The organism is Pseudomonas sp. W22_MBD1_FP4 (genome assembly GCF_052113765.1).
Classification (GTDB): Bacteria; Pseudomonadota; Gammaproteobacteria; order Pseudomonadales; family Pseudomonadaceae; genus Aquipseudomonas; species Aquipseudomonas sivasensis.
Genome location: NZ_JBGQOI010000002.1, coordinates 481086 through 505680 on the forward strand (window position 1 = coordinate 481086; position 24595 = coordinate 505680).

At 60.6% G+C, this 24595-nt stretch carries 27 protein-coding genes and 1 pseudogene; 16 read left to right on the plus strand and 12 right to left on the minus strand.

Annotated elements, in window-relative coordinates; translation table 11 throughout:
* Positions 1-5: 5 nt before the first annotated feature.
* The 3 genes and pseudogenes from ACEN2T_RS04985 to ACEN2T_RS04995 form a co-directional block, all read left to right on the plus strand.
* Positions 6-683, plus strand: a complete 678-nt coding sequence (locus ACEN2T_RS04985; RefSeq protein WP_032885893.1) for a DUF1028 domain-containing protein — start codon at positions 6-8, stop codon at positions 681-683.
* Positions 680-1831, plus strand: coding sequence for an acetylornithine deacetylase (gene argE / locus ACEN2T_RS04990; protein ID WP_032885892.1), 1152 nt, complete (start codon positions 680-682; stop codon positions 1829-1831). The genes ACEN2T_RS04985 and argE overlap by 4 nt, the downstream gene beginning before the upstream one ends.
* Positions 1832-1836: 5 nt before the next feature.
* Positions 1837-2022, plus strand: a pseudogene (locus ACEN2T_RS04995) (addiction module antidote protein); the annotation flags it as partial.
* A 173-nt stretch (positions 2023-2195) separates the two neighbouring features.
* Here the strand turns inward: ACEN2T_RS04995 and gudD are convergent.
* A complete protein-coding gene (gudD, locus tag ACEN2T_RS05000) occupies positions 2196-3521 on the minus strand; it encodes a glucarate dehydratase (RefSeq protein WP_442116395.1) in 1326 nt (441 codons plus the stop codon).
* A 19-nt stretch (positions 3522-3540) separates the two neighbouring features.
* Positions 3541-4902 (minus strand): MFS transporter, encoded by a 1362-nt coding sequence (locus ACEN2T_RS05005; RefSeq protein ID WP_442116396.1) that lies wholly within the window; start codon positions 4900-4902, stop codon positions 3541-3543.
* Positions 4903-5241: 339 nt separating this feature from the next.
* Here ACEN2T_RS05005 and ACEN2T_RS05010 point away from each other — a divergent pair, with 339 nt between their 5' ends.
* The 4 genes from ACEN2T_RS05010 to ACEN2T_RS05025 all read left to right on the plus strand — a co-directional run bounded on the left by ACEN2T_RS05010 (position 5242) and on the right by ACEN2T_RS05025 (position 9381).
* Positions 5242-5952: a FadR/GntR family transcriptional regulator gene (locus ACEN2T_RS05010; protein ID WP_032885889.1), complete on the plus strand. Its 711-nt coding sequence runs from the start codon at positions 5242-5244 to the stop codon at positions 5950-5952.
* 13 nt (positions 5953-5965) lie between these two features.
* Complete coding sequence (locus tag ACEN2T_RS05015; RefSeq protein ID WP_032885887.1) at positions 5966-6658, plus strand: tRNA (adenine(22)-N(1))-methyltransferase; 693 nt, start codon at positions 5966-5968, stop codon at positions 6656-6658.
* Between the two features lie 39 nt (positions 6659-6697).
* Entirely contained in the window at positions 6698-6988 is a 291-nt protein-coding gene (locus ACEN2T_RS05020) for a DUF3144 domain-containing protein (protein ID WP_032885886.1), read from the plus strand.
* 335 nt (positions 6989-7323) lie between these two features.
* Positions 7324-9381, plus strand: coding sequence for a methyl-accepting chemotaxis protein (locus ACEN2T_RS05025; protein WP_032885884.1), 2058 nt, complete (start codon positions 7324-7326; stop codon positions 9379-9381).
* A 3-nt stretch (positions 9382-9384) separates the two neighbouring features.
* Here ACEN2T_RS05025 and ACEN2T_RS05030 read toward each other — a convergent pair whose 3' ends face one another.
* Positions 9385-10506: a beta-propeller fold lactonase family protein gene (locus ACEN2T_RS05030; RefSeq protein ID WP_181640378.1), complete on the minus strand. Its 1122-nt coding sequence runs from the start codon at positions 10504-10506 to the stop codon at positions 9385-9387.
* Between the two features lie 214 nt (positions 10507-10720).
* On the opposite strand from ACEN2T_RS05030, the gene ACEN2T_RS05035 reads away from it, so the two are divergent.
* Both ACEN2T_RS05035 and ACEN2T_RS05040 read left to right on the plus strand, forming a co-directional pair.
* Entirely contained in the window at positions 10721-11179 is a 459-nt protein-coding gene (locus ACEN2T_RS05035; RefSeq protein WP_032885881.1) for an REP-associated tyrosine transposase, read from the plus strand.
* Positions 11180-11929: 750 nt separating this feature from the next.
* On the plus strand, positions 11930-13666 hold the full coding sequence (locus ACEN2T_RS05040) for an OPT family oligopeptide transporter (RefSeq protein WP_442116397.1): 1737 nt from the start codon (positions 11930-11932) through the stop codon (positions 13664-13666).
* Positions 13667-13693: 27 nt separating this feature from the next.
* On the opposite strand, the gene ACEN2T_RS05045 is transcribed toward ACEN2T_RS05040, so the two are convergent.
* The 3 genes from ACEN2T_RS05045 to ACEN2T_RS05055 all read right to left on the minus strand — a co-directional run bounded on the left by ACEN2T_RS05045 (position 13694) and on the right by ACEN2T_RS05055 (position 16069).
* Positions 13694-14320, minus strand: coding sequence for a glutathione S-transferase family protein (locus tag ACEN2T_RS05045; protein ID WP_099603103.1), 627 nt, complete (start codon positions 14318-14320; stop codon positions 13694-13696).
* 89 nt (positions 14321-14409) lie between these two features.
* Positions 14410-15654 (minus strand): hypothetical protein, encoded by a 1245-nt coding sequence (locus ACEN2T_RS05050; RefSeq protein ID WP_122754071.1) that lies wholly within the window; start codon positions 15652-15654, stop codon positions 14410-14412.
* Between the two features lie 61 nt (positions 15655-15715).
* A complete protein-coding gene (locus tag ACEN2T_RS05055) occupies positions 15716-16069 on the minus strand; it encodes a hypothetical protein (protein WP_442116398.1) in 354 nt (117 codons plus the stop codon).
* Positions 16070-16179: 110 nt separating this feature from the next.
* Here ACEN2T_RS05055 and ACEN2T_RS05060 point away from each other — a divergent pair, with 110 nt between their 5' ends.
* Positions 16180-16539 (plus strand): hypothetical protein, encoded by a 360-nt coding sequence (locus tag ACEN2T_RS05060; protein ID WP_143499393.1) that lies wholly within the window; start codon positions 16180-16182, stop codon positions 16537-16539.
* Positions 16540-16545: 6 nt separating this feature from the next.
* Complete coding sequence (locus ACEN2T_RS05065) at positions 16546-16854, plus strand: hypothetical protein (RefSeq protein ID WP_442116399.1); 309 nt, start codon at positions 16546-16548, stop codon at positions 16852-16854.
* Here the strand turns inward: ACEN2T_RS05065 and ACEN2T_RS05070 are convergent.
* Positions 16842-17207, minus strand: a complete 366-nt coding sequence (locus ACEN2T_RS05070) for a cupin domain-containing protein (protein WP_032885870.1) — start codon at positions 17205-17207, stop codon at positions 16842-16844. The two genes, ACEN2T_RS05065 and ACEN2T_RS05070, sit on opposite strands and share 13 nt — an antisense overlap.
* Before the next feature lie 91 nt (positions 17208-17298).
* A complete protein-coding gene (locus tag ACEN2T_RS05075; protein ID WP_442116400.1) occupies positions 17299-17907 on the minus strand; it encodes a LysE family translocator in 609 nt (202 codons plus the stop codon).
* A 112-nt stretch (positions 17908-18019) separates the two neighbouring features.
* Here ACEN2T_RS05075 and ACEN2T_RS05080 point away from each other — a divergent pair, with 112 nt between their 5' ends.
* The 3 genes from ACEN2T_RS05080 (at position 18020) to ACEN2T_RS05090 (ending at position 20900) form a co-directional block, all read left to right on the plus strand.
* On the plus strand, positions 18020-18877 hold the full coding sequence (locus tag ACEN2T_RS05080; RefSeq protein WP_122756933.1) for a LysR family transcriptional regulator: 858 nt from the start codon (positions 18020-18022) through the stop codon (positions 18875-18877).
* A gap of 74 nt (positions 18878-18951) precedes the next feature.
* The gene (locus ACEN2T_RS05085; protein WP_032885867.1) at positions 18952-19680 is read left to right on the plus strand and encodes a hypothetical protein; all 729 of its coding nucleotides are present in this window, start codon (positions 18952-18954) and stop codon (positions 19678-19680) included.
* 659 nt (positions 19681-20339) lie between these two features.
* Positions 20340-20900, plus strand: a complete 561-nt coding sequence (locus ACEN2T_RS05090; RefSeq protein WP_339484689.1) for a hypothetical protein — start codon at positions 20340-20342, stop codon at positions 20898-20900.
* 8 nt (positions 20901-20908) lie between these two features.
* Here the strand turns inward: ACEN2T_RS05090 and ACEN2T_RS05095 are convergent, their stop codons facing one another.
* The 4 genes from ACEN2T_RS05095 to ACEN2T_RS05110 form a co-directional block, all read right to left on the minus strand.
* Positions 20909-21532 (minus strand): SMI1/KNR4 family protein, encoded by a 624-nt coding sequence (locus ACEN2T_RS05095; RefSeq protein WP_122680505.1) that lies wholly within the window; start codon positions 21530-21532, stop codon positions 20909-20911.
* 17 nt (positions 21533-21549) lie between these two features.
* Positions 21550-22245, minus strand: a complete 696-nt coding sequence (locus ACEN2T_RS05100) for a DUF1963 domain-containing protein (RefSeq protein WP_181644227.1) — start codon at positions 22243-22245, stop codon at positions 21550-21552.
* 81 nt (positions 22246-22326) lie between these two features.
* The gene (locus ACEN2T_RS05105; protein WP_442116412.1) at positions 22327-23265 is read right to left on the minus strand and encodes a hypothetical protein; all 939 of its coding nucleotides are present in this window, start codon (positions 23263-23265) and stop codon (positions 22327-22329) included.
* A gap of 72 nt (positions 23266-23337) precedes the next feature.
* Positions 23338-23463 (minus strand): hypothetical protein, encoded by a 126-nt coding sequence (locus tag ACEN2T_RS05110; RefSeq protein WP_274603482.1) that lies wholly within the window; start codon positions 23461-23463, stop codon positions 23338-23340.
* A 223-nt stretch (positions 23464-23686) separates the two neighbouring features.
* On the opposite strand from ACEN2T_RS05110, the gene ACEN2T_RS05115 reads away from it, so the two are divergent.
* Both ACEN2T_RS05115 and ACEN2T_RS05120 read left to right on the plus strand, forming a co-directional pair.
* Entirely contained in the window at positions 23687-23920 is a 234-nt protein-coding gene (locus ACEN2T_RS05115) for a hypothetical protein (RefSeq protein ID WP_032885861.1), read from the plus strand.
* A gap of 67 nt (positions 23921-23987) precedes the next feature.
* Entirely contained in the window at positions 23988-24551 is a 564-nt protein-coding gene (locus ACEN2T_RS05120; protein ID WP_442116401.1) for a nucleotidyltransferase family protein, read from the plus strand.
* Positions 24552-24595: the final 44 nt, after the last annotated feature.

Here is a 24595-nt window from a genome sequence, read left to right on the forward strand (position 1 = left end):
GCCCCATGACCTTTTCCGTTGTCGCCCGCTGCGCCGAGACCGGCCAGTTGGGCATTGCGATCAGCTCGTCGAGCATTGCCGTGGGGGCGCGTTGCCCCTGGCTGCGTGCGGGTGTGGGCGCGGTAGCGTCGCAGAACATCACCTTGCCGAGCCTGGGGCCGCAAGTGCTGGATTTATTGGAGCAGGGCATGGCGCCGAGTGAGGCGCTGGCGGCAGTGTTCGCAGGGCAGGAGCACAGTGATTATCGCCAGGTGACGGTGATTGACCGCCAAGGCCGTACCGCGCACTTCAGCGGTGCGCAGACCTTGGGGATTCACGCGGCGGTCAGTGGTGAACAGTGTGTGGCGGCGGGGAATATGCTGGCCAATCCAGGCGTGATTGGCGCCATGGTGCGGGCTTTCGAACAGGCCTCGGGGCACCTTGCCGACCGACTGCTGGCGGCGATGCACACGGCGGTGGCTGAAGGCGGCGAGGCGGGGCCAGTGCATTCGGCGGCGCTGCTGGTGGTCGACGACGTGCTCTGGCCCATCGTCAACCTGCGCGTCGATTGGGCCGATAAAGACCCTATCGGCACGCTCGACAAACTCTGGCAGGCCTATCGCCCGCAATTGCAGGACTACATCGACCGCGCCCTCAACCCGCACATTGCTCCCGGCTATGCGGTACCAGGGGATGACCGATGACCAGCAGTCGCGACCTGCTGGCGCAACTGGTGCGCTTCGACACCACCAGTCGCGAATCCAACCTGGCCTTGATCGACTGTGTGCGCACCTATTTGCAGGACCACGGTGTGACCTGCGAGCTGGTCTACAACGAACACAAGAGCAAGGCCAACCTGCTGGCGACCATCGGCCCGGCTGATGTGCCCGGCATCGTGTTATCCGGGCATACCGATGTGGTGCCGGTGGACGGCCAGCGCTGGAGCGTGGCGCCGTTCGAGCTGACGGAGAAAGGCGGCAAGTTGTACGGGCGTGGTACCGCCGATATGAAGGGCTATATCGCCTGCGTGTTGGCGTTGGTGCCGGCGTTGGTACAGGCGCCGCTGCGTATGCCGGTGCATATCGCGCTGTCCTATGACGAAGAGGTGGGTTGCCTCGGCGTGCGTTCGTTGCTTGAGCGTTTTCATGGGCAGGCGGTCAAGCCGTTGCTGTGTGTGATCGGCGAACCCACCGAACTCAAGCCGGTGCTCGGCCACAAGGGCAAGTTGGCGATGCGTTGTGACGTGCATGGCGCGGCCTGCCATTCGGCGTATGCGCCGTCCGGGGTGAATGCCATCGAATATGCCGCGCGGTTGATCGGTGAGCTGGTGCGGCTCGGCGAGTCACTCAAGGCACCGCGGCATCTGGATGAACGTTTTGATCCGCCGTTTTCCACGGTTCAGACCGGACTGGTCAACGGCGGCAAGGCGTTGAATATCGTCCCGCAGAATTGCACGTTTGATTTTGAAGTGCGCGCGCTGCCGGCCCAGGATCCCTGGCAGGTGGCGCAGCAGTTACGCGCCTATGCCGAACAGACTCTGCTGCCCGCGATGCAGGCGGTGAACGGGCAGTGCGCGATCAGTATCAGCGAGCTGTCCAGCTACCCGGGGCTGGCGACTTCTCTGGACAGCCAGGCCGCCGGATGGATCGCGCAGTTTTGTGGCTCGCGAGACTTCGGCACGGTTGCGTTTGGCACCGAGGGCGGGTTGTTTGATCAAGCTGGCATTCCCACCGTGGTGTGCGGGCCGGGGAGCATGGAGCAGGGGCATAAGCCGGATGAATTTATCAGCGTGGAACAACTGGAGGCCTGTGACCGAATGCTGGAGCGGGTGCTTGCGTTCGTGCGCCCGTAGGCGGCGGGGGAAATCGCGAGAGCCTGTATAAAACGCTGAAAAGCGGTTCTAAAACGCGCTATGAGACGATTCAGAAACTGATGCTGTCGTTAGGCGTGGAACTGACGGTGCAGCCGATTGCGGCGGTGGCAAGCAAGAAAACCGCCAGAGCAAAGCGGGCTGCGGCCGGTAAACCCTGCCACGTGGTTTAGCGAGCGACCACAACCCTGAAAACACCAAGGCCCCCTGTGGGAGGGGGCTTGCTCCCGATAGCGGAGTGTCAGTCGATACATTTCTGGCTGACACACCGCAATCGGGAGCAAGCCCCCTCCCACATTGGATTGATTGTGTTTTGGAGGTCGGGCCTCCCTTAGAACCCAGCTCTTCAGCGCACCAGGCAAGGCTGCTTGTTGTTAAAACTCCACCCCTGAATCAAAAATTGCATCGCCACGCTGTCATCCCGCGCGCCAAGGCCCATGCCTTTGTACACCTCGTGGGCCTTGGCCACGGCGTCCATGTCGATGTTCACGCCCAGGCCAGGCTTGGCGGGTACCTTCACATAACCGCCTTCGATTTTCAGCGGCTCCTTGGTCAGGCGTTGGCCGTCCTGCCAGATCCAGTGGGTGTCGATGGCGGTGATGTCGCCCGGTGCGGCGGCGGCCACTTGGGTGAACATCGCCAGGGAAATGTCGAAGTGGTTGTTGGAGTGCGAGCCCCAGGTCAGGCCCCAGTCGTTGCACATCTGCGCCACGCGCACGGAGCCCTGCATGGTCCAGAAGTGTGGATCGGCCAGGGGGATGTCCACCGATTGCAACTGGATCGCGTGGCCCATTTCGCGCCAGTCGGTGGCGATCATGTTGGTGGCGGTTTTCAGGCCCGTGGCGCGACGGAATTCAGCCATGACTTCGCGGCCCGAGTAACCATTTTCGGCGCCGCAGGGGTCTTCGGCGTAGGCGAGCACGTGGTGTTGATCGCGGCATAGGCGGATGGCTTCTTTGAGTGACCAGGCGCCGTTTGGGTCCAGCGTGATGCGTGCATCGGGGAAGCGTTCGGCGAGGGCGGTGACGGCTTCGATTTCTTCGTCGCCGCTTAAAACGCCGCCCTTGAGTTTGAAGTCGTTAAAGCCGTATTTGGCTTTGGCGGCTTCGGCCAGGCGCACCACGGCTTCGGCCGTCAGGGCTTTTTCATGGCGCAGGCGGAACCACTCGTCGTCACTGTCCGCCTCGTTGCGGTAGGCCAGGTCGGTGGCGTTGCGGTCGCCCACATAGAACAGATAGCCGAGCATCTTCACCGCGTCACGCTGCTGGCCCTCGCCGAGCAATGCGGCCACCGGCACTTCGAGGAACTGCCCCAGCAGGTCGAGCAGGGCGGCCTCCATCGCGGTGACGGCATGGATGGTGATGCGCAGGTCAAAGGTCTGCAGGCCACGGCCAGCCGAATCCCGCGAGGCAAACGTGCTGCGCATTTGGTTGAGGATGCGTTGGTATTGGCCGATGGGTTGGCCGATCACCAGGCTGCGGGCGTCTTCCAGGGTTTCGCGGATGCGTTCGCCACCGGGCACTTCACCAACGCCGGTGTTGCCCGAGCTGTCCTTGAGAATCACGATGTTGCGGGTAAAAAACGGCCCGTGGGCGCCGCTGAGGTTGAGCAGCATGCTGTCGTGGCCGGCGACGGGGATGACCTGGAAGTGGGTGACGACTGGAGTATTCATGGCAAATTCCTAAAGAGGCTCAAAGAGGTTTGCTGAGGGCCGCGCCGGTTGGCGCCACGCCTGGCGACGTCAATGGGGCAGAGGGCGTGGTCTTGGCGAAAAACACCAGGATCGCCGCCAGCACTGAGGTACCGGCCAGGCCGTAGAGGCCGCCTTGGATCGAGCCGGTGGTCTGCTCCAGAAAGCCGAAAGTGGTCGGCGCAACGAAGCCGCCCAGGTTGCCGATGGAGTTGATTAGCGCGATCACGGCAGCGGCAATGCGTACGTCCAGATAACCCTGGGGGATCGGCCAGAACAGCGAAGACGCCGACTTGAACCCGATGGCCGCAAAGCAGATCGCCACAAAGGCAAACACTGGCCCGCCGGTGGTGGACATGAACATGCCGGCCGCTGCAATCAACAGCGCCGCCGCGACCCAGGCCTGTTGGAACTTGAACTTGCCCGACAGCGATGCGAAGGCATACATGGCGATGATCGAGATCAGCCACGGAATCGAGTTGAAGAAGCCCACCTGCACATCACTCAAGTCACCCATCTTTTTGATGATGCTCGGCAGCCAGAATGTCGCCGCGTAAATGGTCAGTTGGATGCAGAAGTACAGGGCGCAGAACAGCAGGATCTGGCGGTCCTTGAACAGCTTGCCAAGGGTCGGTTTGACGCTGGTCAGCGCCTCACGCTGGCGTTGCTCCTCGTCGATGGCGCCGACCAGTGCGTCCTGTTCTTCGCGAGTCATCCATTTGGCGTCGTGGGGCTTGGAGTCCAGCCAGAACCACACGAAGAAACCGATCACCACCGAGGCCAGGCCTTCGATGGCGAACATCCATTGCCAACCGTGGAAGCCAAAGCCTTCGATCTGCAATAGCACACCCGACAGCGGGCCAGAGATCAACGAGGCCACCGCCGAGCCGCTGAGGAAAATCGCAATGGCTTTACCGCGCTCTGCGCCCGGCAACCAGCGTGTGAAGTAGTAGATCACTCCTGGGAAGAAGCCAGCTTCGGCCACGCCCAGCAGAAAGCGCAGGATGTAGAAGTGGGTTTCGTTTTGGATGAAGGCCATCATCGTCGCGACGATGCCCCAGGTGAACATGATGCGGGTCAGCCAGATACGCGCGCCGACCTTTTGCAGCAGCATGTTGGAGGGCACTTCGAACAGGGCATAACCGATGAAGAACAGCCCGGCACCGAACCCATAGGCCGCTGCGCCGATGCCCAAGTCGTGCTCCATGTGCGTGCGCACAAAGCCGATATTGACCCGGTCGATGTAGTTGAGGATGAACATGATCACGAACAGTGGGAGCACATGGCTCTTCACTTTGCGCACGGCGCGCGCGAGGACCGGATCACTGTGTGGAGCGGCAGATGCATGGCTTGAATTGTTCACAATTCAAAACTCCCCCTGATTATTTTTATGCGGGTTTGCGTGTTTTGTTGATAGACATCATACAAGTTGATTTCTGGAATTCGCAATCCAGTGATTAATGTTTTTGTGTTTATAAGGTCGTTGCTGGAATGATTTTTTTGTTATTAGCCAATGTTTATTGAGGTTTTGTCCGGGTTTTAGGCGTTTAAATGACACCTTATTGAAGGTGACGGTAACCGTCGAGCGGGTCCGCCATCAGATTAGTTGTCATACAAGCTGGGTGGTTTTTCAATCAACCTCGGCGGCGTCCTTTGTCTGGGTGTTAAGCTCGCTCCAGCCCAACCCCGTGGACTTGCAGTAATGCCCAATGAAACCCCAACCCCCGTGCGTAAACGCTCCACCAACCTGGCCCAGGGCGTGGTCGACGCCCTGACCCAGCGCATCCTGCTCGGCCAGTTGAAACCCGGCGAAAAGCTGCCGTCGGAATCCACCATCGTGCTGGAGCATGGCGTCAGCCGGACGGTGGTGCGCGAGGCGCTCTCCAAGTTGCAGGCTTCGGGGCTGGTAGAGACGCGTCACGGCATCGGCACCTTTGTGCTGGAGCAGAGCGCCCAACAAGGCTTGCGCCTGCATGTGGACACGGTCGCCAGCGTGCGCAACATGTTGGAACTGCGCCTGGGCCTGGAGGTGCAAGCGGTGGCGCTGGCTGCACTGCGTCGCACCGATGCTCAACTGGCCCACATGCGCGAAGCACTGGACGACTACCAGGCCTCTCTTGCCAATAACGACAGCTGCGTGGAAGAGGACAAACGCTTCCACCAACAGATCGCCGAAGCCACCGGCAATACCTTCTTCACCGAAATCATGTTGCACCTGGGTAACGCGATGATTCCGCGAACTCAGGTGAAGGTGGACGAACGTGGCGGGGCGGACTTCGCCAAACTCGGGCAACTGGCGAACCTGGAGCATGAGGCGATTTTCAATGCGATCAAACGCCAGGATCCGGACGCCGCACGCGCCGCCATGGTGTTGCATCTGACTAACAGCCGGGATCGATTTTCCGGGGAATGATAAGGAACACAGGTTGAACGAACACACCTTGTCCATGCGCCTGGAGCGCGTGGCAGCGCATGTGCCGAATGGCGCGCGTCTGGCCGATATCGGCTCGGACCATGCCTATCTGCCGGTGGCGTTAGTGCGCCGCGGCGTGATCGACGCGGCGCTGGCGGGAGAGGTCGCGACCACACCGTTCCAGGCGGCCGAACGGACCGTGCGTGACAATGGCCTGGAGCAGCAGATTACTGTGCGCCTGGCCGATGGCTTGGCGGCCATCGAAGCGCGTGACGGCATTACAGCCATCAGCCTCTGCGGCATGGGCGGCGAGACGATCCGCGACATCCTTGAGGCCGGCAAAGCCCACCTGAGCGGCGCTGAGCGGCTGATCCTGCAACCCAATGGCGGTGAGCAACCGCTGCGCCTTTGGTTAATGCGCAATGGCTATCGCATCGTCAGCGAAGAGCTGTTGCATGAAAACCGCTTTTACTACGAAATCATCGTCGCTGAGCGCGCAGACCCTGTGGTGTATACCGCCGAACAACTGTTCTTCGGCCCGTTACTGATGCAGGCCCGTAGCCCGGTGTTTTTGGCCAAGTGGCAGCGCGCGTTACGCCTGAGGCAGAAGACCTTGGCTGCCTTTGAGCGTGCGCAGGCGGTGCCCGAGGCGAAGCTCCAAGAGATTAGCCAGCAGATCCGGTGGATGCTCACACTGCTGGCTTGATACATACCCATTCAACCGTGATAAATCAGGAACCCCGCAATGGCAGACGCTACCGACCACGCCTTCTACGATCGCGCCGACGCGCACATCGAACTGTCGAACGAACAACTGAAAACCTTCGAAGACCTCGGCCAAGTCAGCGCTTCAATGATGTTCGGCACGACGCGGTTCAACGCCTGGGCGTGCGCACGCAACTTCAAGTCCGGTGAGCACATGGCCGAGGAGCGCGAGGCGATGCTCAAGTATTTTTGTGATCAGTATCGGTTGATGCTTGAGGACAACCTGGACGATCACATCAAGAACTTCAGTCGCTACATGCAGGCCAAATAGTCATTGCTCACTGCCTCTCACATAAAGCGCGGCGCCCTTCAAGTTTGGCTGGTTTGCTGCCGATAGGATGCCTGTGAATAAAGGTGTTCTGGACTGCACCTGGGCCAGTCGTCTCCGGCGGTTACAGCAGTCTTGCCAACACTGAGTGCTTTTGCCCCATTTTCGAGCACTCCATCGGCTCCAAAAGCGTGCCGCCCGCCCTGTTTCAGGGCTGTTGGTCAGCGGCCCGTATCTTGCTAGAGCCAAGCTAATCAATGACATGGCACTTTGCCGTTAGTCATTTCACGGCTTGGCCCACCGTGCACCACGTGGGTTGTTTGAGGGAGTAGTCGGACATGCACAGCTTGTTATCACCCGGTATCCGCCTGCTCGGACGTATGGGGTTTGCGCGCAAATTCCAAGTGTTGTTTTTCCTGTTCATGCTGCCCCTGGCTGGGAGCCTCTGGATGATCGGCCAGGACTATCGCGATAAATTAGGCGTGATTTCCACCGAGCAGTCCGGCGTGCGCCAACTGTTGGCCCTGGATGCACTGGACGGTCAATTGACGGCTCAGCGCAACCTGGCTGCGCGTTGGAAAGCGGCGGACATCCTGCACGCGCCGACGCCGGCGGCGAAGGCGGCGATGGACAAGGTCGATACGAATTTCCCGCTGATCCAGCAAAGCCTGCAAGCCTTGGGCGATGAGCTCAAAGCGCAGAACGCCAGCGCCGACATCCTCGCGCGCTACGAGGCGTTGCAGGCCACCGTCAAAGGCATGGACTCCGCTTCGCTGCGCACCGTGGGTTGGTGGCCGGATGGCTACGACCGTTTCACCTCGGCGCTGAGCGCGATGCAAACCCTGCGCGAACAGATCACCCTGGACGCCGGGCTGATCCTCGACCCCTGGCTGGAAACCTACATGCTCATGCAGATGGGCACACAGCAGACGCCAGACTTGATCGAGCGTATCGGTCGTATGGCGGGCGTCGGGCAGTCGTCCATTGCTTCGGGGCAGTTCACCTTGCAAAGCCGTTTGCAGATGCGCGACCTGCGCAGCCGCATTGGCGACGCGCGCGACCAGTTGGCCAAGGCGGCGGCTGCGCTCAAGGCCAAGCAATTCGACGGCATGGAGCCCTGGACTGCGCAGTACGACAACAGCCTGCAACTGTTGGATAACGAGCTTAAAGTGCTGGACGACGGCGTCTTCGGCGGCACCATCAAGCTCGATACCGCCGGTTTCGAGCGCAGTGTCGACGCCATGCTCGGTTCGCTCAGCGCACTGCGCGTGCAGTCGCTGACCTCCCTGGACGAGCGCTTGAGCTACTACCACCGCAACGCGAACGAACGCTTCATTCCTCTGGCGATGACCTTCGGCGTGCTGGCCCTGGCCGCGCTGTACCTGTTCATGTGCCTGCAAGCCTCCATACAGCGCAGCGCAAGAGGCATCACCACCCTGGCCGAATCCTTGCGCGACGGTAACCTGTGCGTCGAAGTGGCGGTGGAAGGGCGGGACGAGCTGGCACTGATCAGCACCGCGCTGAACGTGGCGGTGGTGCAATTGCGCACCAGCCTGCTGGGGGTCAACCACGAAACCCAGCAGCTCGGCTCAGCGGTCCTCACCCTCAATTCGCAATCGGGCAGTACCCTCAGCGAAGTCGAAGACCAGCAGCATCAAATCAGCCAGATCGCCGCCGCCGCTACGCAGTTGGCCGCGACGTCCATGGGCGTCGCCAGAAGCTGTGAACAAGCGTCGGGCAGCGCCCAGCAAACACGACGCATCGCCGAAGACAGCAGCCGCGACAGCCAACGCACCACGGCCAGCATCCAGCAACTCAACCAACGCCTTACCGATACGGCTGATGCTTTGCAGCAAGTCAGTCAGCAGGGGCAGCAGATTCAGTCGGTGGTCGACACCATTCGCGGCATCGCCGAGCAGACCAACCTGCTCGCACTCAACGCGGCCATCGAAGCGGCCCGCGCCGGCGAGCAGGGCAGGGGCTTTGCGGTGGTGGCCGATGAAGTGCGCAGTCTGTCCCAACGCACCCAGGCCTCCACGGCGCAGATCGCCGGCACCGTCGACAGCCTGCGCGCGACCGTGAGCCAGGCCGTTACGCTGATGGGCGCCGCGTGCGAGCAAGCATTGACCGATGCCGAGTCCGTCACCGGCCTGGGCACGCGCTTGGGCGAGATTGCCGGCGCGGTGCAGAACGTCACCGACACCCTGGCGCAGATCGCCACAGCGGTGGAGGAGCAAGCGGCGACGGCGGACGAAGTGAGCGGCAACATCCAGCAAGTCGATCAGGCGGCAGGACGTTTGCTGGATGGCGCGCGAGCGGTCAACCGGGCGGCGGACACCTTGAGCAAGGGCAGCCAGGCGTTGAGTGACAACACCGCGCGGTTTCGTTTGAGCTGAGTGCTATTTGGCTGCGGTGCGCAGGACTTCAATCCACAGCGCACCTTTGCCTGAAGCCGCCTCACCCACGCGCTTCAACGCACCTGCGCCGCTGATCGCGTAGGTACCGACCTTGTCGCTTTTCTCGCCGGTCACCAGCAACCATTGGCCATTGGGAGAGAAGGCGATATTGCGCGGTTGTTTCTCTTCGACCGGGTAGTTGTCGAGAAACGTCAGGCCACCCGTAGCCGCATCCACCGCAAACGCCGACACCGAGCTGCTGGTGCGCTCGCTCATCAGCAGTAGGGTGCCATCTGGGGACAAACGCAGGTCGGCGGCCCAGATGCGTGGCGTCGGGTCGTCCTTCAAATCATTGTTGCGCGCGTCCCGCACTTCGCCGTGGGCCAGTTTCAAACGCGCGGGAATGCCGTTGGCTACGCCGATCTGCGTCAGCGCGCCGGTGCTGTCGTCAATGGAAAATGCAGTGACGGTGCCGCTCATTTCGCCGACCACATACAGGTATTTACCGTTGGCTGAAAACGCCAAGTGCCGAGGCCCGGTGTTAGCCGGCACGCTCACGTAGCCGGTGCCGATCGGCGTGAGTGCGCCGGTGTTTGCCTCGAAACGATATTGCAGCACGTGGTCGTTGCCCAAGTTGCCGGCGTAGGCAAAGCGATTGCTGGGATCGGTGCGCAGGGAGTGCGCGTGGGGGCCGGTCTTGTAGGTGAGGATCGGCTCGGGCTTATCGACGGGCTGCACACTGAGGGTGTCGGCCCCGTAAGAGGCCGCGAGCAGATAACGTCCGGCGCGGTCGGTGGCCAGGTAGGCCATGCTTTCTGCCAGCGGGGCCTTGGAGCGTGGCGTCAACCGCCCGCTGGCTGGATCAATACTGAAGCTCTGCACTTGAAACGGCTTGACCCGCAGCGCGGCATACAAGGTTTTACCGTCGGGGCTCAGGGCCATCGGGTTGACCTGATCACCGGCTGTTACCTGGTCAACCAGGCTCAACGCGCCGTTGCTCTCGTCCAGCCGGTACTGGGAAATCAGGCCATCGCCGGGGCTGGAAATGTACGCGAAGGTCGCAGCGTTGGCGTGTGCACTGAGTCCGCAGGCAATGGCGGCGGCCATGAGGAGGGGTTTATTCACGAGTGAGCCTTTATTGTTATGTTTGTGATCAGTCATCGTATGACTGTATTTCTGTCTCCGCAATAGTTGGTTTTTGGGCTCACTTGGTTGTGTCTCTTGCGACGCACCGGTATGCCTGACCCACAGGGTTACATGTCGTCAACAAGTGACAGTGGCTCGTCCCCTGCGGCGCGCTAGCGTTAAGGCTCTTCAGGCATTTCACGTAGAGCACCGGATGCGCCCCACACCTCAATCACACCGTCTGCGTCACGGCCGTTACTCGGAACACGGTCGCAGCTACCTCATCACCGCCGTGGTTCATCAGCGCCAGCGCTTATTCACTGACCTTTACCTGGGTCGCCTGCTGGTTGCCGAATTCCGGCAGGCTCATGAACTGGGACTGGTCGATTCACTGGCCTGGGTCGTCATGCCTGACCACATTCACTGGTTGTTTGAGTTGAAGCAAAAGGCGTTGGCAGACGTGGTGCGACGTATTAAGTCGCGCAGTACGCTGGTCATTAACCAGCGTCGTCAAAGTAAAGAGCGTGTTTGGCAACCCGGCTATCACGATAGGGCAGTGCGTGCGGACGATGATCTTCGCAAGATGGCGCGTTACATCATTGCCAACCCTTTACGAGCCGGCCTGGTGGAGCGGGTGGGGGATTATTCGTTGTGGGATGCGGCGTGGCTATGAATAAGAGGGGCGAACTCCTGTGTTTGGCAGACTTCCCTGGGGAGCAGGTTTTTGTGGTGGGCAGGCTTCTCTGGTGAGCAGGTTTCTGTAGTGAGCAGGCTTCTTATTGAGTGGTTTTTGTAGTGAGCAGGCTTCTTACAGTGAGCAGTGGCTTTTGTGGTGAGCGGGCTTGCCCCGCGCTGGGCTGCGAAGCAGCCCCAAAACCTGCCAGCGCGATCTACCTGACGAAACGCGGTGTTCTTGATGGGGCCGCTTCGCAGCCCAGCGCGGGGCAAGCCCGCTCACCACAAAAAGCTTTCTTGCCACCCACAAGCATGCTGATCACAAAAAGCTCACTTGCCACCTAAGAACAGGCGAACTCCTGTGTTTGGCAGGCTTCTCTGGTGAGCAGGCTTCTTACGGTGAGCAGTGGCTTTCGTGGTGAGCGGGCTTGCCCCGCGCTGGGCTGCGAAGCAGCCCCAAAACCTGCTAGCGCGATCTACCTGACGAAACGCGGTGCTCTTGATGGGGCCGCTTCGCAGCCCAGCGCGGGGCAAGCCCGCTCACTACAAAAAGCTTAGTTGCCACCTACAGCAGGCTGACCACAAAAAGCTTATGTGCCACCTAAACGCAGGCTGACCAAAAAAAGCCCGCACATCACAAGAGCGGACGTGCTTTGCGCTGCTGTTCCTTCTTGCCGATTCAGGAACCTTCAGGGCCCACAGGGCTCACTTGTTAGGTCGCCCTGTTTCATTGCCGAAAGGAATCCGCATGCTGTCAGCCTCGCCAGCCATTCCCCAGTACGCCCCCGTCGAACGCGAACTCAGCCTGCGTGCCGTCGTCACCGGCACCGTGCTCGGTATTTTGCTCACACCATCCAATGTGTACGCCGGCTTGAAGATCGGCTGGTCGTTCAATATGTCGATCATCGCCCTGCTGGTGGGTTATGCGATCTGGCAGGGCCTGGCTAAGCGCTCCACCGAGCAACTGCCGTGGACCTTGCATGAGAGCAATATCAACCAGACCGTCGCCTCGGCCGCCGCTTCGATCATCTCTGGCGGTTTGGTGGCGCCGATTCCGGCCTACACCTTGTTGACCGGCAACCAGTTAGACGCGTTGCCGATGATCGCCTGGGTGTTCTCGGTGAGTTTCCTGGGCATTTGGATCGCCTGGTACCTGCGGCCCTCGTTGCTCAATGACAAGGCGCTGAAGTTCCCCGAAGGCATGGCCACCCTGGAAACCCTGCTGCACATCTACAACCACGGACGCGAAGCCGCGACACGTTTGAAGGTGCTGCTCAGCGCCGCGTTGCTGTCCGGATTGGTGAAGTGGGTGGACACCTTCATGTGGGCCTTTCCGCGCTGGTCGCCGACAGCCTCTTGGGAGCGTCTGACCTTTACCGCCGATCCTTCGCTGTTGCTGCTGGGGTTCGGCGGCATTATCGGTATTCGCGTCGGCCTGACTCTGCTGCTCGGCGCCTTGATTGCGTGGGGTGGCCTGGGCCCGTGGCTGCTGGCACAAAACCTGGTGACGTTGCCGGCAGACAGCAGCGGCCCGCAATTCGCTGCATTGGTGGAATGGTTGCTGTGGCCCGGTGTGAGCCTGATGGTGTGTTCCACCTTGGCCTCGCTGACGATTCGTTTGTGGGCGTTGCGCTCCTCCACGAAAGCTGACGGCGGCAAGATGTGGAGCGTGCCCAAGCCCGGACCGGCCGCTGGTTTTATCCTGTCGATAGGCTTGGTAGTCAGTCTGCAAGCGCTGTTGTTCGGCATCAATCTGTGGATGGCATTGCTGACCATTCCCCTGGCGATCTGCCTGGCGGCCGTCGCCGCCCGCGTGGTGGGTGCCACCGGTATTCCGCCGATTGGCGCCATCGGGCAATTGTCCCAACTGAGCTTTGGCATCGTTGCTCCCGGCCAGGTGCCGATCAACCTGATGAGCGCCAACACCGCTGGCGGCTCGGCGGGGCAATGTACGGACTTGATGAACGATTTCAAGGTGGGCAAAGCGATTGGTGCTACGCCGCACAAACAAGTGATCGCGCAGATCCTGGGGATTTTCATCGGCAGCATCGTTGGCGTGTTTGCGTACCTGGCGCTGATTCCGGATCCGCAGTCCATGCTGCTTACCGAAGAGTGGCCGGCGCCCGCGGTGGCGACGTGGAAAGCCGTGGCGCAAACCCTGACCCATGGGCTGGATTCATTGTCGACGAGCATCCGCTGGGCGATTGCCATTGGCGGCGGTGCAGGCGTGTTGTTGGGCGTGCTCGACAGCCTGTTGCCGGCCCATCGTTCCCGCTACTTGCCGAGTGCCGCCGCGCTGGGGTTGGCTTTTGTCCTGCCGGCTTCGGTGTCGTTGATGATGGCGATGGGCGCGGTGCTGACCTGGTTGGTGAGCTGCCGTTGGCCAAGTATCACTGAGCGCTTTGCGATTACCGCAGCCGCGGGGTTGATTGCCGGGGAGAGCATTACCGGGGTGGGCGCATCGTTGTGGCAGATGGTGGGCTAGTCGCACACCCACCGTGCCCGGGTTTACTTAGTGGGCAAATGCATACTCGCCGCCCTGTTCCAGCGCCTGGCGATACGCCGGCCGCGCCTGGAACCGCTGTACCCACGCTGACAGGTGCGGGTACGCCTGCAACTTGCCCTGGGCCTTGGCGATTTCGCCGATGAAACTCATCTGGATGTCTGCACCGCTCAGCTCATCACCCAGCAGATACGGCGCGTGCCCCAGCGCATCGTTCAGATAGCCCAAATAGTTGGCGACCTCGGATTCGATGCGTGGATGCAACGGTGCACCGGCATCCCCCAGGCGTCCCACGTAGAGGTTAAGCATCAGCGGCAACATGGCCGAACCTTCGGCGAAATGCAGCCATTGCACGTATTTATCGTAGTCGGCCGAGGCAGGATCGGGTTGCAGGCGGCCGTCGCCATGGCGGCGGATCAGGTAGTCGACGATGGCGCCGGATTCGATCACCACATTGGCACCGTCTTCAATCACCGGGGACTTGCCCAGGGCGTTGATTGCCTTGAGTTCAGGCGGTGCGAGGTTGGTCTTTGGGTCGCGCTGGTAACGCTTGATTTCGTAGGGCAGGCCAAGCTCTTCCAGCAGCCACAGGATGCGCTGCGAGCGTGAGTTGTTGAGGTGGTGAACAATGATCATGGGAACTCCACGGGGCAGGGGGTGTGCATCAACAGACCGCTGGGCTGGCGCAGAGTGCCCCAGATCCCAGCGTCCTGGCGTTGGGCTGATCAGCGCACGACATCCAGCGCGGTGTATTGATTCACGTAGTGGAACTGGCTCGACGTCGACTCCAGCGTCAGCGCCACGCCCAAGTCCTCGATAAACGCACGCGAGGTCTTGTAGTCGCCCTGGTCGCACTCAAGCTTGATGGCGTCGCCGGTCAAGGAGGCAAACACCTGGCGCGCCGGGAAGCGCTCACCCACCTTGCAGATCAATGAGGTGTCGGTGGGGGTGTCGGTGGGCTTGGCGGGGACGTTCAGCATCTGCATGTCTGCGCGCAAGGTCTGGCCAGGGGCCCAACTGCTCGGCACTTTCAACTCGACTGCGAGGGTTTGCAGCACTCGCCCATCGCCGACGCCGTTCATCTTCGACTTCAACTGGATCAAGTCGGCGAGCACCAGGCGATCGACGTTGAAGGCGTTGCCGTACACCTCATTCTTCTTCAGCAAGCCGCCGTCGGCGGTGAAGGTGACCGAGGTCGGACTGTCCTGGCTGCCGTCGCCTTTCTTGGACAGGTAGGAGTAGCTCAACCTCTTGAATTTCGGCTGCAACAGCGGCGAATCAAGGCGTTGGAGCACGCTGGCAGGTACGTCGACATCGTTGATGCTGGTTTCTACCACGGTACGCGGGTAGTCAACCGGTGCAATGTCCGGCCGCAGCCAGGCCAGCAGCGCAGCATCGACGCCGCCCTGTACCGAGCAACTGACGCGTGTTTGCTCGCCATCGGGTTCGACAATCAGCACGCGCTCAACGTTGCGTGTGCCCGGTGCCTTGCCCGGTTGCGGTTTGATCGCCTGCCAGCGGTCGCCGACCTTGAGTTCACTGCGAATATAAGACCCGTCGATTTTTTGCAGCCGCGCGGGCACGTCCAGCAGCGGTGCCAGGTGCTGGGCCACCTCGTCCACACCGCCTTGCACGACAAAACCCCAGTAATAGTAGCGTCCCAACTGATCGAGGTCGGCGGCCTCGTCGGCGTACGACAACAGCTTCAGGCCTGCGATGGGCGGCGCGCTGACGGGCACCTGATTGGCTTGGCGGTCGGCACGGTTTTTAACGGCGATCCAGGTGAAGTCCTTGTCCTGCTTGAGCGGCGCATAGGCCTGCCACGCGGCGCGGTGCGTGTTCAGGCTGCTGAAGAAGGTCGCGTCGCAGCGCGTGAAGGCCTTGAGCGTCTCGGTCAATGCGGCGTCGTCGGCGTGGGCGATGGCGGGCAGCAAGAGGGCAGAAGCGAGAAGCAGGGCGGGCGACTTCATTGAGCGGGATTTCCGTATCGGGGCGGGAGGAGGGCATTATCCAGAGATTACGAGGCAGCCACTAGCGTTGCAGGCGCACACGCCAATAGCCACCGTGCTGGCGCTGGCATTCCTCTTCAGAGTCAAAACGCACACAGCGGTCAACCTGTACGGGCGCTACCTCGGCGTCATCCAGCGCCGCAGCGGTCAATTCACGCATGCGCTGGTCGACACCGGTCGCAAGGGCCTGGTCCTTGTTGGCGTGCGTATCGAACACCCAGATCACCCGCAGGCTTTGAGGAAAGGCTGTGTAATCGACAGTGTGGGTCAACCATTCGAAGCCACGGATTTCGGCTTTGGCGGTTTCGCAGGCGTCGGTCAGGGTGGCGACGAGTCGGCGCTCAATGCGGGCGCTGTCGCGTTTGGTCGGTGGCATAAGGGCTCCGGGGGCGCAGGAAAAACAAACAACGGCGCGACAATGGCAGAACCCCGGGCCCTTTTCCACGTCCAACCTCGCGACATTCACGCCTGAAGGATATGGAATCCGTGACCAAAGCTTTTGCCGCACTTGCCTTTCTCCTCCTCGGCGCTTGCACGCAGTACCGCTACATCCACCCTGAAACCCCACAGGGCCAGCAGTGCGTGGCCGAACTGGATGCCAACGTCAACGCCTGCGAACAGCGCGCAAAAGACAGCGCCGAGGGCCAGCGCGTGTTGGATGAGGCGCAAAGAAACAGCTACCAAACGTGCACTCATCAATTTTCGTCGAGCGCCTCGAACCCCGATCCGTGCTCCGGTTTGAAGCCGAGCGGCGTGGCGTCAGTGCAGAGCAACACCTGTCGTGAAGGCTATACCGACAAGTTCATCGCCTGCGGCGGACGGCTGGAAGAGATCAAGGACAAATAACCCGCAATGGACCAAAAAACCCAACTGATCCTACTCGCAGAGCAGGCCACCGAGGACCTGTTCCGCTGGAGTCGTTTTGTCGCCCATACCGAGTTTCTGTGGCAGGACATCACCCTGGTCACCGACGCTGACGCTTGGCAACGCCAGTGGTTTGAGCTGGAAATCGTCAACGGCCTGGCGCTATCTGAGTGGGAAGAAGACGGCCGACCGAATGATTGGTCGGCGCGCTGGCGTGAAGGCTATCAGCAGGAGGCGGTTGAGTTGGTGAATGAGTTGCTGGGGTTGCTGGGGGCTACGACGTTTCAGATCCACTGATCATTCTCGGCAGTGCGCTCACCCCCTTCATGCCCGGTGTTCAGGATGCCGCGTGGTTCGATCATCATCAGTTTGGCTTCGCCGTCGGCCGCCGTCCTGTGTTCGACGCCACGCGGCACCACGTACAGCTCGCCCGGAGCCACATACACCGGGCCATCCGGGAGGTCGATACGCAAAGTGCCTTCAAGCACCAGAAAGGCCTCATCGGTTTCCGGATGCGAGTGCCAGATGAATTCGCCTTCGATCCGCACGACCTTGAACTGGTAGTCGTTCATTTGCGCGACCACTCGCGGGCTCCACAGTTGATCGATGAGCGAGGCTTTTTGGGTGAGATTTACCGGGTGCTGGGCCATGGTGGATCCTCGGGTGGGGTGAGAGATCCAAGGCTACTCACGTTGCGGGTCAGTGGGCTTGTACGATCCTGCAAGGGTAACCATGAAGCTGTCAGGCACGAATGGGGAGCGCCAAGCCAAACAGCACAAAAAAACCACCACAGACTTTATTGAACCGGCGCCCGGTCCTCGCCAACCAAGGCCTGACCCGGTGCGCCGCGCTGGCGACCAGATACTCAACCACAAACTCCACCCCGGCGTAGGTCAGTGCGATGGCAGCCGTCTGGGCGATCAGGCTTCTGTGCGGATCCAGGAACGGTGGGATAAACGCGGTAAACAGCAGCAACGCCTTGGGATTTGAAAGGGCCGATACCAGGCCTTGGCGCAACAGTGACCAACCGCTGAAGCCAGCCGTATCGGCAGTCTCAAGCATCATCGGCGCAGCCCGCCACAGTCCGAAGCCCAGCCAGATCAGGTACAGACCCCCGGCCACCTTCAGCGCGTTGAACCACGCGGACGACGCCTGAATCAGTGCGCCCAGGCCCAGCGCGCAAAACGAAAGCACCACCGCAAATCCGAGCACTCCGCCGGTGATGGTGAACAGCGTTTTGCGGCGCCCGTGAATGGCACCATGGGTCAGCACCAATAACGCATTGGGCCCCGGCACGACTGCGATACCGCAGCAGGTAAACACATAGAGCAACCAGGTCTCGAATGGCATGTTCAAATCCCGCAGTGGTGATTCAGGCGAATCATCATTAGGGCTGGGCGACTATCCTGAAAAGCGCATAATTCACATCGTAGTCATTCGATTAACGCATAGAGGTAGCCCCATGCTCGCCAGCGATCTGCAGATTGATTGGCTCAAGTGCTTCGTGGCGGTGGTGGATGCTGGTTCGCTGTCGGGCGCAGCGCACGAGGTGAACCGATCCCAGTCCGCCGTCAGTATGCAGATGAAAAAGCTTGAAGCCGCGCTTGGACGGCAACTGCTGAACCGTGGTCCGCGCCACCTGCAACTGACCGCTGATGGCCAGACGCTGCTGGGCTATGCCCGCCGCCTGCTCGCCCTGCATGCTGAAACCCAGGCGGCTTTTCATGGGGAAGCACTGACCGGTCGCATCCGCCTGGGCGTCGCCGAGGACTACGCGGCCAAGTACCTCACGCCGCTGCTCAAGCGCTTTGCACCGCGCTACGCAGGCGTGGACATAGAGCTGACCTGTGAACAGTCGACCACCTTGATCCCGCGTGTGCGAAGCGGCGATCTTGACCTTGCACTGGTGTCCAGGGACTCGCCGCAAAGCGGCACGTTTCTGTTCAAGGAACCCATGGTGTGGGTGGGCTCACCGCAGTTCGAACTGTGGCGTCGAGAGCCGGTGCCCATCGCTGTTTACGAAAGTGAAAGCCTGGCTCGGCGTTATGCGGTCGACTCACTGACCCGCCAGGGCCGCCAATTCAAAGTGGTCTACAACAGCTCAAGCCTCGCTGGCCAAGTGGCCGCCGTCGAAGGTGGACTGGCAATTGCCGCGATCACTCAGTGCAGCGTGCCGGCATCGCTGCAGGTCTTGGGCAGTGAGCAGGGGTTGGGGAACATTGCGCCGATGGAGGTTTCGATCTTGCGCAGCCGAGCTTCTCGCGGGTCCAAAGCCGTCAATGGTCTTCACGCGTTCATCATCAGTGCGCTGAGAGGCTAGGCGGGTCACTGAGCTAAAGGTTGCTCCAGCACCGTCGATAACCTTGAGGAACCCGCCAATCATGGACCGATTAAATGGCTCTCTCCGTCAGCTCCGCCTATCCCTCGCCGGCCAATGTCACCCTTGCGCCTTCCAACCAGACGCTTACGCCCCAGCCGCTGACGGATGTCGCCAAGGAAGCCCTGGCAAACGCCGCGCCAGCCGCCATCTACCATCCCAGTGAAGACACCAGCACCACGTCGAAACCACTGGAGGTCGTCGACGTCTGGGTGGGTCGCTCTGAATCGCCGGAGTACCCTCGGTTCGCCGAAATCTTCAAAGGTGCGCACAACACGTTGAAAGCCTCTTTCCAGGCCTTCCAGTCAACTCTGTCGACTACCGCGCCCGACCTTGCCAGCAAAAAATACGGCTTCACCGTCGACGCTGACGGCAGTCTGAAAGTGCTCAATACCGCCGGCCAGCTCAACAGCTCGGACACCCAGCGGCTCACGGATCTGCTCAACAAATCCCTGGGTCTCAAAACCGCAGCCGTCGCCTACCGAGATGCTGCCATCGACATGACAGACGCCAGCTCGCCCTGGTCCGGCAGCGTCATGGGTTACTACAGCCTGACCCAGGAAAACTTCGCCAGCTCCCTTGATCTGGCGCCGCTGTTCAAAGACACGCATAGCATGGTCCCTGCAGAGTTCAGGGATGCGAAGTTTTTGACGCAGTTGGCCTATAAGGGTGAGCGGGCGACTCAGGAGACGGAAGCGGCGATGTATGAGCGGCGTGCGGCGCAGCGGTTCAGTGCGCAGGCGTGAGTCGTTTGGGGTTTTTTTGGTGAGGGGCTTTTTTGGTGCGCTGATCTCTCGTGGTAAACGGGCTTTCTGTGGTGATCGAACTTTGTGTGTTGAGTAGGTTTTCTGTGGTGAGCGAACTTCGTGTGTTGAGTAGGCTTTCTGTGGTGAGCGGGCTTGCCCCGCGCTGGGCTGCGAAGCGGCCCTAAAACCAGGCACTGCGGTTTTTCTGAGAAGTTGGGGTGGCCTTATTGGGGCCGCTTCGCAGCCCAGCGCGGGGCAAGCCCGCTCACCACAAGAAGCCCGCTTACCACAGGAAAGCCTGCTCATCACAGAAAGCCTGTTCACCACAGGAAAGCCTGCTCATCACAGAAAGCCTGTTCACCACAGGAAAGTCTGCTCACCACAGAAAGTCTGCTTACCGTGAGTCGCTTGGGTTTTTTTGTGTTGAGTATGCTTTCTGTGGTGAGCGGGCTTGCCCCGCGCTGGGCTGCGAAGCAGCCCTAAAACCAGGCACTGCGGTTTTTCTGAGAAATTGGGGTGGCCTTGTTGGGGCCGCTTCGCAGCCCAGCGCGGGGCAAGCCCGCTCACTACAAGAAGCCTGCACATCACAGGAGAGCCCGCTCACCCTCCTGACCGACTTGGATAAAGTCGGCCCAATTCATAGCCAGGGAAAACCCAAGATGCGTGGCGCACTCGTTAACAGTCTGATGCTTCTCACCATGGCGATATCCGGCGCCGGATGCACCACCTACGCGTCCAGGCCAATCATCAACGACGGCGTTGACGCCGCCAAAACCGAAAGCATCCCAAGCTTCACTTATGAAGTTGACGCGCCCTGGAAAGACAGCCGCTTCGGCAAGCGCGCCTACCAGGCCACACAAGAAATAATCCCAGCGGCGCAAGACATCAGCTCAGCACCGCTCGCGTCGTCGCGCCCTGTATTAGCCATAAAAATCTCGGAGTTTTCATCGGGCGGCGCGTGTACGCAGGAGTACCTGACGGGCTTGAGTCTTGGCTTGATTCCCAGCTGGTGTACCCGGCCGAAACTGTTCACGTTTCAGTTCATGCTCAATGGCAATAACGGCGTGTGCAGGCAGAAAACCTATTCAATCAGTGCCCAGACGTTTTCACATATCACCGCGATTCCATTTGCCATGCTCGATACCCGGGACCAGCCACTCACGCTGTATCAGGCAGCGCTGAAAGACTTCCTCCAGCCAGCACAATGCGCGACGCCCTGACACCGGCTTCAAATCGGCCTGTCCACCACCCGCGCATTCCACAGGTCCCGATAGCGCTCCCGCCAACCGGGACTGCTTTGATCCAGCCACGCCAGCGTCGCGTCAATGGTGTCGTCGCTGATGACGAAGTGATTGATGTGCTCCGCGATCCGTTCCTGCGACACGTGCAGCAAGTCCAGGTAGGCATTGAACGAGTCCGCCAGCACCACGTACTCATCGCCTTGCTGGCGACGCCCCGTCCAGGCGGGTAAACCTGCGACCATCGCCCCCACATCCTGGCGCCCCTCGCGCAGGTCAAGTAGCAACACGCTGGCGCCGCCATCGCGGCCGATCGGCAATAACCCTGTCGCGGGGAAGCCAGGTTGCTTGCGCAGTTGCTCCAGTTCAAAAGGGTTGGATTCATACTGCTCGCTGGGGTCCAGGCCATACAGCAAGAAACTCAGCAGCTCTTTATCGCCATTGCTCATGGTCGCCAGCACGTCGTATTCCACGGTGGCGCCGTTGCAGGTCTTGAGAAACTGCCGGTAATCGTCCGGCAGGCGGGCGCCGAGGGTGGCTTCCAATTGCGCGAGGGCGTGGTCGGATGCGCTTTCTCGGGTGTCGTCGAAGATCAATCCACGGTAGTCAGTCATTCAGGGCTCCCAGCACCTTAGTAAAAATCATAATAGAGCGCCCATTCTCCGGTTTGGTTGTGCTTCCAGAACATCAGGCTGCCACTGTCGATCACGTTGAGGTTGATCTTCGGGTCCGACGAAATCTGGAACACAAACTCGAAACCTTCACCCGGATCCACCCCCGACTGGCAGAACGAAGGGTAACCGCCGATCTTGTGTTCGTAAGTATGGGTGATCAAGTCGTAATAGCTCTGTATCTCGCCCGCCCGCTCCAGCGTGAGAATGGCTTGCTCAAGGTCCGCGGGGACACCACCGCCATCCCACAGTGGGAAGTCCTCAGGCACCGCTTCTGCCTTCAACGGGAAAGGTTTGAGAAATGTGCCCGGTACCGGCAGCGCCTTGCGCACCAATACGTCATCGGGACCATATTCGCGGATCACCCAGTTATTTCCCATCGGCTCAAAGTCTTCAGGAAACGGGTCCGAGATAAACACCGTCAGCACACGAACCCCCGCCAGCAGCGGGCTGTTGAAGGGTAGGGCGGGCAGGTAAAACTGCGCGTAGGGCAGCAAGGGTTGTCCGGCCTGATTGGTGGGTACGCCTTCATCCGGGCGGAACAGGAAGACATTCCCCAGCCAGCTTTCTTCATCGGTGCCGAGAGGACGAAAGCCGCCGGCCATGAACTTCACGGCGGGGCGGGCCAGGCGTTGCTTGATTTGTTGAATGTCCATGTCGCTGTAAACCTTCCTTTTGCTACAGGCACAAAGGCCGCAGATTAGCAGTGCGCGGGCGCGGTGCCCAATTGGTCTCCTTCACGAGTTGGATTTCAGCCGCCCCAGAATCGCCGTACGCAAACACCCCCAGGCGATCACGCCGATAATCAGCACCTCGGCGACACCCACCAGCACATTGAATGAAAACACCAGCGGTTGCTCGGCCCAATAAAAGCTCGTCGAACCCGATCGAATGCCACTGACCCGCAGCCGCCCGGTAAACAGCGCGCGCGCCAACGCGATCACATGCGTCAGCTCCAGCACCGCCAGAAAAACACCCAGCAGGGACAGCAGGGCGCGTGCGGGCCTGCCGAGTTTGTCGGTGGACTCAGCCACGGGTGCCGGCCCCTTGGATTTGCGCCGCCGGGCGACCTTTGCCGGTGATGGCGCAGGCCTGTAGGGCGCCGCGGCCGCCGACCCAACGTGCACCTCAGTGGGCACGGCCACGTTCAGATAGTCAGCCAGTTCTCGCAGCCACATATCGGTGCGTGTGCTCCCCGGTATCACGGGCACGTTGTCGGTGGTCAAGCGCTGCTCGGTGCCGTCGCGCATCACTAGCCACAACTGGGTGTTGGCCGGCTCTGCCTGTGGACGGCGGCGCAGTTCGAGGTGGTGGACTTTATCGATGCTGAAGGTTGACTGCACACGCTCGCGGCCACCGAAAAAGTTTCGAGTGCGGCGCTTGCCTTCGCCGTTAGCCCGCGACAACAACAAGCTCTCGCGGATGCCGGTGTACACCATCAGCAGCAGGCCAAGGGCAGGAATGAGCAGCAGGCCGAGCACGATCAGCAGCGAGGTCAGCGGGTCCGTGTCAGCCAACTGCGAGCTGCTATCGGTGAGCCAAAACACGACGAAGGCCAATGGCAGGGTGAACGCCATTGCGCCTGTCAGCAGTACCAATGCGCTTTGCACCCCGTTGCGCGAGTGGATGTGCAAGTCACCCTGCGCGGTGCGCTCGAAGCGATGCCCAATCAATATGCAAATCTCCTGAAGCGCCTTGAGGGGCAGCGATTGGCGGCCGAGGTCGGCATTAACGCCATGGAGAATACCTTAAGCCGAGAACGCCACGCGTTTCCCGGCCCGGAATGCCAGGTAGCGGTCATATTCAAGGGGGAACGCTGGGTTCGGTGTGTCGTTGGCGTGGGTGTAACGCACCACACGTATCGTGTCGCGCATTTGCCGTGCGTCTTCGCCCTTGAGTCCTCACACGATGCCTGCTCACGCGCGCGGTGATGCGGTGCCGAGCGCTGCATGACAATGAAATGCCATGATGAAGGCATCTTGAGTTTTAAACCGGATGACTCGCAAACACCCCTTTGCAGGGCATATCGGTCTACCATGCCATCCCCCGGCAGTGGTTCCACGCGCTACCGACCTCTCTCTCGCAAGGTATCGCCTCATGTCCATCGACCAAATCAGCCTCCCCAAGGGCGTCGGCCCGCATGCCACCAAGCTGCTCGACGCCATCACCGGCGCGTCCACCCATGAAGAACTCAACCGCGCAGGCGGTAAGGCGGAAGGGTTTGTGTTGGGTCTGGAGGCTTCCAAGGCCATCAAGAGCCAGATCGCTGAGTCGCTGTATGTGGCTTATGACGATGCGGCGAGTCATCGGGCCAGTGAGTTGAAGGGGTAAACCTCAACGCCCTCCCTGATGTTGTACAGTCGACTTCCACCAAAGGGCTGATTAACTCAGGGATCCCATGACATTGACCGTCGACACCTTGCTCAACCTGGCCATGGCCAACCCCATCAACGCCGAAATCACCACGCGTCTGCCCGACCTCGGGGTGGAGCAATGCCTGCTCACGGCGGGATGTCTGTTCCAGGCGGTGTGGAATCATCAGTCCAATCTCCCTGCCGCGCAGGGCGTAAAGGACTACGACGTTTTCTACTTCGACACCGACTTGTCCTACGAGGCCGAGGACGCTGTGATTCGCAGGGCCGAGCAGTTGTTCCAGGATTTGGGCGTGAATGTTGAGGTCAAGAACCAGGCGCGGGTTCACCTCTGGTATGGGCAGCGGTTTGGCCGACCGTATCCGCAGTTGCACTCGGCTAAACAGGGGGTGGACCGTTACCTGGTGGCGGGGACGTGCATCGGGTTGGAGATCGCCACCGGTGAGGTGTATGCGCCCTATGGGCTGGCGGATGTGGAGCAGGGGATTCTTCGGATTAACCCACTGCACCCGGAGCCTGAATTGTTTGCGCGCAAAGCCAGGAGCTATCAGGTGCGGTGGCCGTGGCTGAGGATTGTGGAGCCGGTTTGAGCACCGTGCAGTCCATTTTTGTGTGGTTGATTGAATTTATCTGC